Raw genomic sequence first — 13,222 nt, 5'->3', positions numbered from 1 at the left:
GCACCATGATCATCGGCACAGCAGGACATATCGACCACGGCAAGACCTCGCTGGTGCGGGCGATCACCGGCGTCGATACGGACCGGCTGAAGGAGGAGAAGGCCCGCGGCATCTCCATCGACCTCGGCTTCGCCTACATGCCGGCGGGCGATGGCGCGGTGCTGGGCTTCATCGACGTGCCGGGGCACGAGAAGTTCGTCCACACCATGCTGGCGGGCGCCGGCGGCATCGATTTCGTGGTGCTGGTGGTGGCCGCCGATGACGGCGTGATGCCCCAGACCCGCGAGCATCTCGCCATCATCGACCTGCTGGGCGTGCGCCACGGCCTCGTTGCCCTCACCAAGGCCGATCTGGTGGACGCAGATCGCCTTGCCGCCGTGACCGCCGAAATCGCCGCCACGCTGGACGGCACGGTGCTGGCGGGTGCGGAGATCCTGCCCGTCTCCACCGTGACCGGCGCCGGCGTCGCGGACATCCGCGCCCGGCTTGAGGCGGCGAACGCGCGCCTTGCCAGACGCGCCGCCGAGGGCCGTTTCCGCCTTGCCGTGGACCGCGCCTTCACCCTCTCCGGCACCGGCACCGTGGTGACGGGCACTGTCCTGTCCGGTGAGGTCAGGGTGGGCGACCGGGTGATGCTGAGCCCGAGCGGCCGTCCCGCCCGCGTGCGCTCCATCCGCGCGCAGGACCGCGCCTCCGACATCGGCCGTGCGGGCGACCGCTGCGGCATCAACATTGCCGGCGACGGCCTCTCCAAAGATGACCTCTCGCGCGGCGACGTGCTGCTAGCCGACACGCTCCACGCCCCCGCCGACCATATCGACGCGCGACTGCGCGTGCTCCCCGGCGAGCCCAAGCCCGTCGGCCAGTGGTTCCCGGTGCGCCTGCACCACGCCGCCCGCGAGGTGGGCGCCCGCATCGTGCTGCTGGAAGAGGCCGTGAAGCCCGGCGAGACCGGGCTCGTGCAACTGGTGCTGGACGCCCCCATCGCGGCGGCGGCGGGCGACCGCTTCGTCATCCGCGACACCTCCGCCCAGCGCACCATCGGCGGCGGCGTGTTTCTCGATCTGCGCGGCCCCGCCCGCAAGCGCCGCACACCGGAACGCCTCGCACAACTCGGCGCAATCGCCGAACCGGATGCCGCCGTTGCCCTAGCCCACCTGCTGGATCTGCCGCCCTTCCATCTCGACCTTGCCACCTTCGCCCGCGACCGGGCGCTGGCCAGCGATGCCGTGCCGGCCCTGATCCGCGATCTCGACCTCAAGGCGCTTTCCGTGGGCGACACGGCGGTCGTGCTCTCCGGCGCGCGCTGGGCGACCTTCCATGAGCGGCTGCTCGGCACGCTCGACACCTTTCACGCGGACAATCCCGACCTGCCCGGCATCGGCATCGAACGGCTGCGCATGCAGGCGGAACCGCGCCTCCCGGCGCCCGCCTTCAAGGCGGCCCTTCAGGCGCTGGCGCAGGCGCGCGAGATCGCGCTCGACGGCGCCTGGGTGAGGCGCGCCGGCTTCGAGGTGCGCCTGACGCCGCTCGATGAGGCGAACTGGGCACGGGTCGCCCCGCTGCTCGCCGGCGAGGAGCGCTTCCGCCCACCGCGCGTGCGCGACATCGCCGGTCTGATCGAGGTGCCGGAGGCGGAAATCCGCCGCCTGATGAAGCTGCTCGGGCGCCTTGCCCGCGTGGACGAGGTGGCGCACGACCATTTCTTCCTGCGCGCCACCGTTGGCGAGATGGTCGGCATCATCGCCCGCCTGTCCGCCGCCCACGGCAACTTCACCGCCGCCCAGTTCCGCGATGAAGTGGAAAACGGGCGCAAGGTGGCGATCCAGATCCTGGAATTCTTCGATCGGCACGGCGTGACCTTGCGCCGGGGCGATCTTCGTCGCATCAATCCGCACCGGCTGGACCTGTTCCGCACGAGCAGCGATGATGCGCCGGCTGACAATTCGCCCGCCGCCCCAGATGCGGTTGCGGCGCACGGAGGAGAAGCGTCCCTGGTGGGGCGTCCGGACTTCAAATCCGGGAGGGGCCGCGAGCCGGTCCTTGGTGGGTTCGACTCCCACTCTCTTCCGCCACTTTCCCCGACGCCCCCCAAAGAGAAGCGGCAATGACCCCAGCCGACGCGATGATCGCGCGCCTCGATGAGGCCGCCCGTGCCGCCGACCTGCGCGAGGAAGCCTTCCGCAAGGAGGTGGCGGAGACGACCGCACGCCTCGCAACCGAGCGCACCATTGCCTATCGCCGCCTGAACTTCCTCCGCGCCCTCGTGGCGCGCGTCACCGCCGCCGAGACGCCGGAAGCGGCGGTCGCGGCCGCGCAGGCCCATGTGCGCGAGCGTTTCGACTGGCAGAGCGAGAGCGAGGCGCGCACGCAGGTTCTGGAGCGTCTCACGCCGCTGGCGCTGGCCCTGTTCGGCGCGGCGCATCCGGCCGAGGATGGCGCGAGCCCGGTGGAAGCCGACCCGGCGGCGGAGATGGCCGCCTTTGAAGCTTGGTATGAACAGACTCGCGCAAGCTCCTTCTGGCAGCTTTTCGATTACTACATGCCGGAGACGCCGCGTGTCGATTACTGACAAGTCCACCCGGCCGGGAAGCGCGAACGAGTTCGAGGCCTGGCTTCAGGAGTCCTTCTCGGAGGAAGGCCCGTTCACCGCGCTCGTCATTCTGGTGGAGATCGGCGAGACGCAGGTGAAGCCGCTCGCCTCCACCTTCCTGAACATCATCGGCGACGAGATCACCTGGGGCCAGATCGTCGCCCTGTTTGCAGGTTCGGGCCTGAAGTGGGACGGTGCCGCCTTCTTCGCGCAGTTCGATCCGGACGGCCCGCTGGAGAACGAGGACGCCCGCGCCCGCCTGCGCGAGGTGGAAAGCCGCGTGCGCGAGGATCGCCTGGTGCTGAACGAAGGCCAGTTCTTCGATGCCTGGGGCCGCCGGCTCCAGATCGAGGAAATCAACCTCTCCTGACGCTGCCGGTCAGCGGATCGGCGCGTCGAAATAGGTGTCGGGAAACGGCTCGCCCTTCAGGGTGAAGTGCCACCATTCCATGAGGAAGGGCTCGAAGCCCGCGTCCGTCATGGCAGCAGCGAGCAGACGGCGGTTGTCGCGCTGCGCGTCCGTCACCGCCAGCGAGGCCGGCCAGGAGCGCTCGCTGAAGAGGTCGAACGGCGTGCCCATGTCGAGCTCGGTGCCGTCCGAGGCATGGGCCAGCGTCAGGTCGAGGGTCGAGCCGCGCGAATGGCTGGAGCGGCCGGCGATATAGCCGAGATCGAACAGCTCCGGCTTGTCATGGTCGGGATAGAAATCGGCCTTGGTGCCGAGGTCGTTCGTATCCGCGGCCCAGCGGGCAAAATGCGCAACGGCCCGCGTGGGGCGATAGCAATCCAGCAGCTTCAGCACCAATCCCTGCCGCGCCAGCCCTTCGGCAACGCGGGCGGCCGCTTCCGCCGCCGGCCGGGTCAGCAGCGCCCGCTCGGCTTCATACCCGTCCACCCGCACCCCGACGAAATTGTTCGGCCCGGCATAGCGCAGATCCACGATCACGTTCGGGACCACTGCGGGGACGTCGACGAAGAGCGCAGGCAGGACAGGTTCGGCGGACACGGACATGGAAGCACCTCCGCGCTCCATAGAGCCCGTTCGAGAGCCCGTGTCCATGCACCGATCCGTCAGCGGCCACCCGAGCCTCGAAGGGTCATGCGTTCATTGGCATAGGCGGCGGGCCGGGCTCTTCCCGCGGCTCGCGGGAGGGATCGCCCTCGGGAAGGGGCGGCAGATCCGGGCCAGGCTCCGGCAGATCGTCCGGCTCGCGGGTCGGAGGCGGCGGCGTGAGTGGTGGCATGGGGGGAATGGGCTCGGGCGGCTCGGGCGGCGGAAAAGGCCCGGCCAGAAGCGGAAACGCAAGCGCGTTGTCCGCCGGGAGAAGGTGTTGCGCCATCCAGGTCTCCTGTCTCAGGAAACAGGAACCCGCCGTCCGGTGCCGGGTTCCGCCGGAGGCACCCGCACACAGCGCACACAGCGGAAGATGTCGGCCTCTTGTGCAGCGCACACAACGCGCCCCGTCGCATGGGATTCGTTGCATGGCGCATGCGCCGGGCCGCAGCAGGCCAGGGCAACGCACGCCGGTGGCCGGTATCGGCGTCGGGGACAGCAACACGGGAGTAGAAAAGAAAAATGCCGGACCTCGCGAGAGGCCCGGCAAGTATCGCCGCAGAGCGGCGAACCTTCCAGAGGGGAACACCTGACTGCGCCGCTCACGGCGCGATCAGTGCAAGTGCAAAGTGCACGTCCTGTAGGCATAATGCAATGCGGAATGACCGCATGTCAGGCATGTGCGCGGCGCTTGGCTCATTTGTGATCCAACGACGCCCGCGTCATTCCCCTGTCACGCTCAGTAGCTCCAGCGCTGCGCCTTCGAAATCAGGAAGTCCCGGAACACCTGGATGCGCGCCACGGAGCGCATTTCCTGAGCATAGGTGAAGTAAGCCTCCAGTTGAGGCGTCTCGCGGTCGGTGAAGAGCTGCACGAGCGACGAAGAGTCATCCGAGAGATAATCGGGCAGCGTGCCGATGCCGACGCCGCGCTCCACGGCCCGCTTCAGGCCGAGCACGCTGTTGACCTCGAAGGCCGGCACGCGGGGCGTCGAACCGTCGCGGCCCGCATGCTCCAGCCAGTTGAGGCCCTGGAAATAGCTCGGGATCGGCCCGCCGAGCAGGAGGATGCGGTGCTTGTCCAGTTCTTCCAGCGTGCGCGGCTGGCCATGGCGCTTGAGATAATCCACCGAGGCATAGGCGTGGAAATGCACGGTGAAGAGCTTGCGCTGCACCAGATCCGGCTGCACCGGCTGGCGCATGCGGATGGCGACGTCCGCCTCGCGCATGGCGAGATCCAGTTCCTCGTCGGTGAGGATGAGCTGGATGCGGATGTCCGGATAAAGCTCCACGAACTCGCCCACGCGGGCGGTCAGCCAATGGGTGCCGAGGCCGACCGTTGTGGTGACGCGCAGTTCGCCGTTCGGCTTCTCGCGGCTGTCGGTGAGCTGGGCGCGGGCCGATTCCAGCTTGAGGAACACCTCATGGGCGGTGCGATAGAGCAGTTCGCCCTGCTCCGTCAGGATCAGGCCGCGGGCATGGCGGTGGAACAGGGGAACCTTCAGTTCCTGCTCCAGCGCCGAAACCTGGCGGCTGACGGCGGACTGGGACAGGCCCAGTGTCTCGCCCGCATGGGTGAAGGACCCGGCCTCGGCGGCCACGTGAAAAACCTTGAGCTTGTCCCAGTCCATCACACCCTGCCCTTAGGGCGCGATCCGGTCCTGTTGAGCCAACACGACCTGAGGGATCGCCCCCTAACTTGTTGGAAGAGGACGCGCGCTCCGACGGCCTGAGGCCCGTGCGAAACGCCGCGTACTCCAGCGGCCTACTCTGCGGCTTCCGCCACCTCGTGCTGCGCGAGGAAGCGTTCCGCCTCCAGCGCCGCCATGCAGCCCCGGCCGGCGGCCGTCACCGCCTGTCGGAACACGTCGTCGGCCACGTCTCCGGCGGCGAAGACGCCGGGCACGGAGGTGGCCGTGGAATCCGGCGCCGTCCAAACATAACCGCCGGACTTGATCCGAAGCTGACCTTCCACCAGCGCCGTCGAGGGGGCATGGCCGATGGCGATGAACACGCCATCGGTGGCCAGCTCCGCATGGGCGCCGGTGTTCACGTCCTTCAGCCGCACGCCCGTCACCTTCGATACGGGCTCGCTGACGCCGAGGATTTCATCGATGGCCGCATTCCACACCACCGAGACCTTCGGGTGGGCGAACAGGCGGTCCTGGAGGATGCGCTCGGCCCTCAGCTTGTCGCGGCGGTGCACCAGCGTGACCTTGCTGGCGAAATTGGTGAGGAAGAGCGCTTCCTCGACGGCCGTGTTGCCGCCGCCCACCACCACCACGTCCTTGCCGCGATAGAAGAAGCCGTCGCAGGTGGCGCAGGCGGAAACGCCGAAGCCGCGATAGGCTTCCTCCGACCCGAGGCCGAGCCAGCGGGCCTGCGCGCCGGTGGCGAGGATCACGACGTCCGCCACATAGGTCTCCCCGCCTTCCGTCACCATCTTGAACGGACGCCGGGAGAGGTCGAGGCTCGCCACATGCTCGGAGAGGATGCGCGTGCCGACGTGCTCGGCCTGCGCGCGCATCTGCTCCATGAGCCATGGCCCCTGAATGACATCGGCGAAACCAGGGTAGTTCTCGACATCGGTGGTGATGGTCAGCTGGCCGCCGGGCTGGATGCCTTCGAACAGGATCGGCTCCAGCATGGCGCGGGCGGCGTAGATCGCCGCCGTGTACCCGGCCGGGCCGGACCCGATGATGATGACCTTGCTGTGGGAAGCCATTTCCGTCCTCGAACCTCGACGGTGCCCATGCGGGACCGCCCGCATCCGGCGCCGGCGCGTAGGCGCAGCCGAGATCGGACGCATTGACAAAGAGCTATGCGGGAATGTAGGGGCGGGTTGCGCAGGCGACAAGGCTCAACACGCGTTGCAGTCGCGCCACCGGGGGATGTCCCCAGTTCCCGCAGACAATTCGCCGCGATCCCACCGTGCGAACGCATCGAATCGGTGCACCGCGGCGTCGCGCAATATTATTTCGTTGCGCTGCGTCTAGGCTTCACTAAGGTGCCTGACGAAATCGCCCCGGAGGATTCCCCCTTGACCGTTCGTCTCGATGCCGTGGACTGGAAGATCCTGGCCGAGCTGCAACGGGACGGCCGCATGACCAACGTGGAGCTGTCGCGCCGCGTCGGCATTTCCGCTCCGCCCTGCCTGCGCCGCGTCCGCAGCCTCGAGGAAGACGGAATCATCAAGGGTTACCGGGCGCTGCTGGACGAGAAGCAGCTCGGCTACGACCTCATGGCCTTTGCCATGGTGCATCTCATCAGCCAGGCGGGGTCCGACCTTGCTGCCTTCGAGGCGCGGATCGAACACTGGCCACTGGTGCGCGCCTCCTGGATGCTCTCGGGCGACGTGGACTTCCTGATGCTCTGCGTCGCGCCCGACCTGCCGACCTTCCAGAAATTCGTGCTGGAGATCACCTCCGCGCCCAACGTGCGCAATGTGAAGACGGCGCTGACGCTGAAGCAGTCCAAGAACGCGCCCATCGTGCCCTTGGAAGAGGGCTCCCCGCCCCCGGAGTGAGCGGACCGCCGAGACCGGTCGCCGTTGCGACGTAAAGTCCCGGCAAAACAGACGTTTCGTACGCCTCGGCCCACGCAAAAAGGGCGCCGGAGGCCCCGCGCTGCGGAACACTCCGACGCCCCAGAACAGAGACGCCACTCCGGACGCCCTCAGGCCCAGCGGACCTCGACGATCTCGAACGAGCGCGCACCCTTGGGCGTCACGACCTCGACGGACGAGCCCTTCTTCTTGCCGATCAGCGCACGCGCCACCGGCGAGGAGATGGAAATGCGGCCCGCCTTCGCGTCAGCCTCGCTGTCGCCGACGATCTGCCACACGCGCTCTTCCTCGGTGTCCTCGTCCACCAGCGTGACGGTGGCGCCGAACTTCACGATGTCGCCCGAGAGCTTGGACACGTCGATGACCTCGGCGCGCGAGATCTTGTCCTCGAGCTCCGCGATCCGGCCCTCGTTCAGGGACTGAAGCTCCTTGGCCGCGTGATATTCGGCATTCTCGGAGAGGTCGCCATGGGCGCGCGCTTCGGAAATGGCGCTGATGATCCGCGGGCGCTCCACCTGCTGACGGAAACGCAACTCTTCCTCAAGGGCGACGAAACCCGCCCCCGTCATGGGAATCTTTTCCATGGGTCCTACCTAGAACCTCCTCATGCCGGCGATGCGCGCGATGGCCGGTTCGACCCGCCACCCGCGCCCACACGTCGATCTCAACACGTCCGGCATCCAGACATTGCGGCCCCGTCCGGGAATCGGACGGAAGGAGCGTCCCGCAATCTCCGCGGACATTCCACCCCCAACGCCGAAGCTGCCCGAAGGGGTCCCGCCGGCAACGCCTGGCGGGCTTCGTTGTGCCCGGACAAAAGCCGAATAGCTCGCACCGGCCCACGGCCGATGCGAGGCTGAATACCACGGTTCCGCTCCGGTCAGGCGCCGGGAGAACCAAGGCTCTCCCGCCGCCGCCGGCCTGCCATCACTTGAAGTAGCTTTGCAGCGCGCGGACCTGGAGATCGTCGCCCACATAGGCCTTGATCCCCTGCGCCGCAGCAATGGCACCTGACAGCGTGGTGTAATACGGCACTTTGTGCAAGAGGGCCGCCCGGCGCAGCGACCGGCTGTCGGAAAGGGCCTGCTGGCCTTCCGTGGTGTTGAACACCAGTTGCACGCCGCCATTCTTGATGTCGTCCACGATGTGCGGGCGACCTTCCAGCACCTTGTTGATCTTGCCGGCCTCGACGCCGTTCTCGGCGAGGAAGCGCTGCGTGCCGGAGGTGGCGATCACCTTGAAGCCGAGATCCACCAGCATCTTGATGGTGGGCAGGATGCGCGGCTTGTCACTGTCCTTCACCGAGACGAAGACGGTGCCCGACTTCGGAACCTTGGTGCCGCCGCCGAGCTGGCTCTTGGCGAAGGCGACGCCGTAATCGGTGTCGAGACCCATCACCTCGCCGGTGGAGCGCATCTCCGGGCCGAGCACGGTGTCCACACCCGGGAAGCGGGCGAAGGGGAACACCGCTTCCTTCACCGCGATGTGCTTCAGCGTGCTCTTCTTCAGGCCGAAGGAGGCGATCTTCTCGCCGGCCATCACACGGGCCGCGATCTTGGCAATCGGCGAGCCGATCACCTTGGCGACGAAGGGCACCGTGCGCGAGGCGCGCGGGTTCACTTCCAGAACGTAGATCACGCCATCCTTGATGGCGTACTGCACGTTCATGAGGCCGCCGACGCCGAGCGCCAGCGCCATGGCCGCGGTCTGCTTCTCCAGCGCGGCGATGGTGTCCTCGTCCAGCGAGTGGGGCGGCAGCGAGCAGGCGCTGTCACCCGAATGGATGCCGGCCTCCTCGATGTGCTCCATGATGCCGGCGATGAAGACGTCCTTGCCGTCGCACAGCGCGTCGACGTCCACCTCGATGGCGTCCGACAGATAGCGGTCGAACAGGAGCGGGTTCTTGCCCAGCACCGTGTTGATCTGGCCGGTCTTGTCGTTGGGGTAGCGCGACTTCACATCCTGCGGCACGAGGCCCGGCAGGGTGTCGAGCAGATAGTCGCCGAGCTGCGAATCATCGCGGATGATCTGCATGGCCCGGCCGCCCAGAACATAGGACGGGCGCACCACCAGCGGATAGCCAAGCTCGGACGCGACCGTGCGGCCCTGCTCCACCGAATAGGCGATGCCGTTCGCCGGCTGGCGCAGCTTCAGCTTGTCCAGCAGGTGCTTGAAGCGGTCGCGGTCCTCGGCGAGGTCGATGGCGTCGGGCGAGGTGCCGAGGATCGGCACGTCCGCCTCTTCCAGCGCGCGGGCGAGCTTCAGGGGCGTCTGGCCGCCGAACTGCACGATCACGCCCTTCAGCGTGCCCTTCGTGCGCTCGCGGTCGATCAGCTCCAGCACGTCCTCGGAGGTCAGCGGCTCGAAATAGAGCCGGTCCGACGTGTCATAGTCGGTGGAGACCGTCTCCGGATTGCAGTTGACCATGATGGCCTCATAGCCCGCATCCTTGAGGGCGAAGGCCGCATGGCAGCAGCAATAGTCGAACTCGATGCCCTGGCCGATGCGGTTGGGGCCGCCGCCGAGGATCACCACCTTCTCGCGCTCGGAGGGCTGGGCCTCGTCGGCCAGCTTGCCGGCGAACGGCGCCTCATAGGTCGAGTACATGTAAGCGGTGGGCGAGGCGAACTCGGCCGCGCAGGTGTCGATGCGCTTGTAGGCCGGACGCACGTCGAGGGCATGGCGGCGCTCACGCACCTCGGCCTCGCCGATGCCGGCGAGCGTGGCGAGACGGGCGTCCGAGAAGCCCTGCGCCTTCAGGGCGCGCAGCGCGCCGGGCGTGGTGGGCAGGCCGAACTTGCGCACCTTCGCCTCGGTGTCGACGATGGCGCGGATCTGCTCCAGGAACCACGGGTCGATCTTGCAGGCGGCATGGATCTGCGCGTCGGTGAGGCCGAAACGCATGGCCTGCGCCACCTTGAGGAGGCGATCCGGGGTCGGCACGCCGATGGCGGCGCGGATGGCGCTGCCATCATCGCCCTGGCCGAGGCCCTCGATGTCGATCTCGTCGAGGCCGGTGAGGCCGGTCTCCAGCGAGCGCAGCGCCTTCTGCAAGCTCTCCTGGAAGGTACGGCCGATGGCCATCGCCTCGCCCACCGACTTCATGGAGGTGGTGAGGGTGTTATCGGCGCCGGGGAATTTCTCGAAGGCGAAGCGCGGGATCTTCGTGACCACGTAGTCGATCGTGGGCTCGAAGGAGGCCGGGGTCGCGCCGCCGGTGATGTCGTTGGCGATCTCGTCCAGCGTGTAGCCGACCGCAAGGCGCGCCGCGACCTTGGCGATGGGGAAGCCCGTCGCCTTGGAGGCCAGCGCCGAGGAGCGCGACACGCGCGGGTTCATCTCGATCACGATCATGCGGCCGGAGGCCGGATCGATGGCGAACTGCACGTTGGAGCCGCCGGTCTCCACACCGATCTCGCGCAGCACCGCCAGCGAGGCGTCGCGCATGATCTGGTATTCCTTGTCCGTCAGCGTCAGAGCCGGCGCGACGGTGATGGAATCGCCCGTGTGGACGCCCATCGGGTCGAGATTCTCGATGGAGCAGACGATGATGCAGTTGTCCGCCTTGTCGCGGACGACCTCCATCTCATACTCCTTCCAGCCCAGCACGCTCTCTTCCACCAGCACCTCATTGGTGGGGGAAGCGTCGATGCCGCGCTCGATGATCTCGATGAACTCCGCCTTGTTGTAGGCGATGCCGCCGCCGGTGCCGCCCATGGTGAAGGAGGGGCGGATGATGGCGGGCAGGCCCACCTCGTCCAGCGCTTCCAGGGCTTCACCCAGCGTCTTGATCTGGCGCGACCGGGGCGTGTCGAGGCCGATCTTGGTCATGGCGTCGCGGAACAGCTCGCGGTCCTCGGCCTTGTCGATGGCCTCCGCGGTCGCGCCGATCATTTCCACGTCGAACTTCTCGAGCGTGCCCATCTTCTTGAGCGACAGGGCGCAGTTCAGCGCCGTCTGGCCGCCCATGGTGGGCAGGAGGGCGAAGCCCTTGGAGCGGTCACCGCGCTCCTTCTCGATGATCTTGGCGACGATTTCCGGCGTGATCGGCTCGATATAGGTGACGTCCGCCATGTCCGGGTCGGTCATGATGGTCGCCGGATTGGAGTTCACCAGGACAACCCGGTAGCCCTCCTCGCGCAAGGCCTTGCAGGCCTGCGTGCCGGAATAGTCGAATTCGCAGGCCTGGCCGATGACGATCGGACCGGCGCCGACGATGAGGATGGTTTCGAGGTCGGTGCGTTTCGGCATCTATCTCTGGCGCTCGACGGGCGCAAAAAAAGGGCCGCGGGTCACGCGCCCCTGAATGAGTGGATCCGTCCTTGTGGACGGCGGCGGCAATGCGGGGGACGCAGAAATTTCTCCGCCCCTGCACGCGGATTGGGCTTCCTTAGACCATAATTTCTCGCGACGGAAGACGCCTCGATCGTCCCGGCCCACCGGAGCCTGTTTCGTGTTCGCCCTCCTGACCCGCCTCGCCCAGCGTCACCGCGCCTTCTTCCTTCAGTTCGCGACGTTCGTGGGCGTGGGCTTGACCGCGGCGGCCGGCCATTTCACCACGCTGGCCATCATGGTGGAGCGCAATTGGGCAGGGCCGGTTCTTGCCTCCCTGGCGGGCTTCATCGTCGGCAGCGTCATTTCCTATAGCCTCAACCGTCGTTTCACCTTCGAATCGACGCGCAGCCACGCGGGCGCCCTGCCCCGCTTCGCCACGGTGGCCGGTATTGCCTTCATCATGACCGGGGTGCTGATGGACCTGCTGGTGCACCGCATCGGGCTCTATTACCTGCTGGCGCAGGCCATCACGACCGGGCTGGTGATGATCTGGACCTTCAGTGCCTACCGGATCTGGGCCTTCGCCCATAAGGCCGGTGCGCGCGAGCAGCGGGCCGAATAGCCCGCCGCCCTTACAGAACGGCCCGGAAGGCCATGCGGCGCTGGTTGTGGCCGATGTTCTTCGGCAGGCGCTGGGGCAGATAGCCGGCGCCCCGCAGCAGCGTGATCATCTCGCCTTCCTCATAGGTGGTCAGCCCGAGGTCGGCCCTGAGCTTGCGATAGGGCGAGACTGCCGTCCTGGCGAGACCGAGGAGCGCAGAGAAGAAGAAGCCCTCGCGCGCGCCGAAGGTGAGGAGTGCCGCCGCATCCTGCACCGCGCTGACGTTGGGCGGGATCACGTCCGCCAGGATGACCGCGCCGCCGGGCGCCAGCAGGCCCCGCCACTGCGCCAGCAAGGCCTTGAGATCGGCCTTGGAAATATACTGGAGCAGCGAATTGGCGATGATGAGATCGAGGCTGGCCGGGGGGAGTTCCGCCGTTTCCTCCGGGGAGAGGACGGAGATGTTCGGCTCGCCGCCGAGCCGGTCCTTCAAGGTCGCCCGCACGGTCGGCGCCGCATCGGCGAGGATCAGTTGCGCGCAATTGTCGGCCAGCGTCGGCGCGCCCAGCGCTTCGCCGCACCCATAGTCCATCACGCGGCTGGACGGATCGGGAATAAGGGAAACGATGTCGGCGGTGATGCGCTGGTAATGCACCATCTTGTGCCGGTCGTTCACATAGATGGAATGGGCTCCATCCCAGAACGTCACCCAATCCATGCGTCCTCCGGCTGTCTGCCGTTGCCGCTGTCGCGGCTTCTACCTTCCTGATCCAGCATGCGCAGGCGGCGTTTTTGCGGCCTTGCGCGAACGGGAAGCCGGACACGGCGTCCGGCTTCCGCCTCCCCTCACTGGGCGGCGTAGGCGATGCCTTCCTTGACCTGTTCGATGGCCCGATCCACCAGATCGATGGCCCGGTCGCGATGGCCGCCCTTGTTGGGGGTCGCCTGCACCAGATTTTCCCGCGCCGCCCGCAGCGAGGCCAGCGCGGCGTCCATGAAGGGCTGGTTGGCCAGCGCGCGGCCGTCGAAGAAGGCCTGGGCGCCGAGGACAACGCTCACGCCAAGCACGGCACCAACGGCCAGGGACGGATTGAAAAGGCGGGACAGAGACATGAAGCACCTTCAATGAGACGCG

The 13,222-nt window shown here is 67.4% G+C and carries 11 protein-coding genes, 1 tRNA gene and 1 pseudogene; 6 read left to right on the top strand and 7 right to left on the bottom strand.

Features of this window, described 5'->3' with window-relative positions:
* Positions 1 to 5 precede the first annotated feature (5 nt).
* The 4 genes and pseudogenes from selB to AZC_RS05910 all read left to right on the top strand — a co-directional run.
* Positions 6 to 1,826: pseudogene (gene selB / locus AZC_RS24800) on the top strand (selenocysteine-specific translation elongation factor); the annotation flags it as partial.
* A 153-nt stretch (positions 1,827 to 1,979) separates the two neighbouring features.
* Positions 1,980 to 2,075 (top strand) — tRNA-Sec (locus AZC_RS05920).
* 32 nt (positions 2,076 to 2,107) lie between these two features.
* Positions 2,108 to 2,572 (top strand): hypothetical protein, encoded by a 465-nt coding sequence (locus AZC_RS05915; RefSeq protein ID WP_012169683.1) that lies wholly within the window; start codon positions 2,108 to 2,110, stop codon positions 2,570 to 2,572.
* Positions 2,559 to 2,963 carry a hypothetical protein gene (locus tag AZC_RS05910; protein WP_244421800.1) on the top strand — a complete coding sequence of 135 codons (405 nt, stop codon included), beginning with the start codon at positions 2,559 to 2,561 and terminating at the stop codon, positions 2,961 to 2,963. The genes AZC_RS05915 and AZC_RS05910 overlap by 14 nt, the downstream gene beginning before the upstream one ends.
* Before the next feature lie 9 nt (positions 2,964 to 2,972).
* On the opposite strand, the gene AZC_RS05905 is transcribed toward AZC_RS05910, so the two are convergent.
* The 3 genes from AZC_RS05905 to trxB form a co-directional block, all read right to left on the bottom strand.
* Positions 2,973 to 3,605, bottom strand: coding sequence for a M15 family metallopeptidase (locus AZC_RS05905; protein ID WP_070097000.1), 633 nt, complete (start codon positions 3,603 to 3,605; stop codon positions 2,973 to 2,975).
* Between the two features lie 781 nt (positions 3,606 to 4,386).
* Entirely contained in the window at positions 4,387 to 5,277 is an 891-nt protein-coding gene (locus AZC_RS05900) for a LysR family transcriptional regulator (protein ID WP_012169680.1), read from the bottom strand.
* A gap of 134 nt (positions 5,278 to 5,411) precedes the next feature.
* On the bottom strand, positions 5,412 to 6,371 hold the full coding sequence (trxB, locus tag AZC_RS05895; RefSeq protein ID WP_012169679.1) for a thioredoxin-disulfide reductase: 960 nt from the start codon (positions 6,369 to 6,371) through the stop codon (positions 5,412 to 5,414).
* A gap of 315 nt (positions 6,372 to 6,686) precedes the next feature.
* Between trxB and AZC_RS05890 the strand changes: the two genes are divergently transcribed.
* Positions 6,687 to 7,172, top strand: coding sequence for an Lrp/AsnC family transcriptional regulator (locus tag AZC_RS05890; RefSeq protein WP_012169678.1), 486 nt, complete (start codon positions 6,687 to 6,689; stop codon positions 7,170 to 7,172).
* Positions 7,173 to 7,321: 149 nt separating this feature from the next.
* Here the strand turns inward: AZC_RS05890 and greA are convergent, their stop codons facing one another.
* Both greA and carB read right to left on the bottom strand, forming a co-directional pair.
* Positions 7,322 to 7,795 (bottom strand): transcription elongation factor GreA, encoded by a 474-nt coding sequence (greA, locus tag AZC_RS05885; RefSeq protein WP_012169677.1) that lies wholly within the window; start codon positions 7,793 to 7,795, stop codon positions 7,322 to 7,324.
* A gap of 343 nt (positions 7,796 to 8,138) precedes the next feature.
* Positions 8,139 to 11,462 (bottom strand): carbamoyl-phosphate synthase large subunit, encoded by a 3,324-nt coding sequence (carB, locus tag AZC_RS05880; protein ID WP_012169676.1) that lies wholly within the window; start codon positions 11,460 to 11,462, stop codon positions 8,139 to 8,141.
* A 202-nt stretch (positions 11,463 to 11,664) separates the two neighbouring features.
* Between carB and AZC_RS05875 the strand changes: the two genes are divergently transcribed.
* Positions 11,665 to 12,108 carry a GtrA family protein gene (locus AZC_RS05875; protein WP_012169675.1) on the top strand — a complete coding sequence of 148 codons (444 nt, stop codon included), beginning with the start codon at positions 11,665 to 11,667 and terminating at the stop codon, positions 12,106 to 12,108.
* 10 nt (positions 12,109 to 12,118) lie between these two features.
* Here the strand turns inward: AZC_RS05875 and AZC_RS05870 are convergent, their stop codons facing one another.
* Both AZC_RS05870 and AZC_RS05865 read right to left on the bottom strand, forming a co-directional pair.
* On the bottom strand, positions 12,119 to 12,805 hold the full coding sequence (locus tag AZC_RS05870) for a class I SAM-dependent methyltransferase (protein WP_012169674.1): 687 nt from the start codon (positions 12,803 to 12,805) through the stop codon (positions 12,119 to 12,121).
* A gap of 128 nt (positions 12,806 to 12,933) precedes the next feature.
* Positions 12,934 to 13,200 (bottom strand): hypothetical protein, encoded by a 267-nt coding sequence (locus AZC_RS05865; protein WP_070096999.1) that lies wholly within the window; start codon positions 13,198 to 13,200, stop codon positions 12,934 to 12,936.
* Between the last annotated feature and the right edge of the window lie 22 nt (positions 13,201 to 13,222).

It is taken from the genome of Azorhizobium caulinodans ORS 571, assembly GCF_000010525.1.
Lineage (GTDB): Bacteria > Pseudomonadota > Alphaproteobacteria > Rhizobiales > Xanthobacteraceae > Azorhizobium > Azorhizobium caulinodans.
This window is presented reverse-complemented; position numbering and strand designations above follow the sequence as displayed.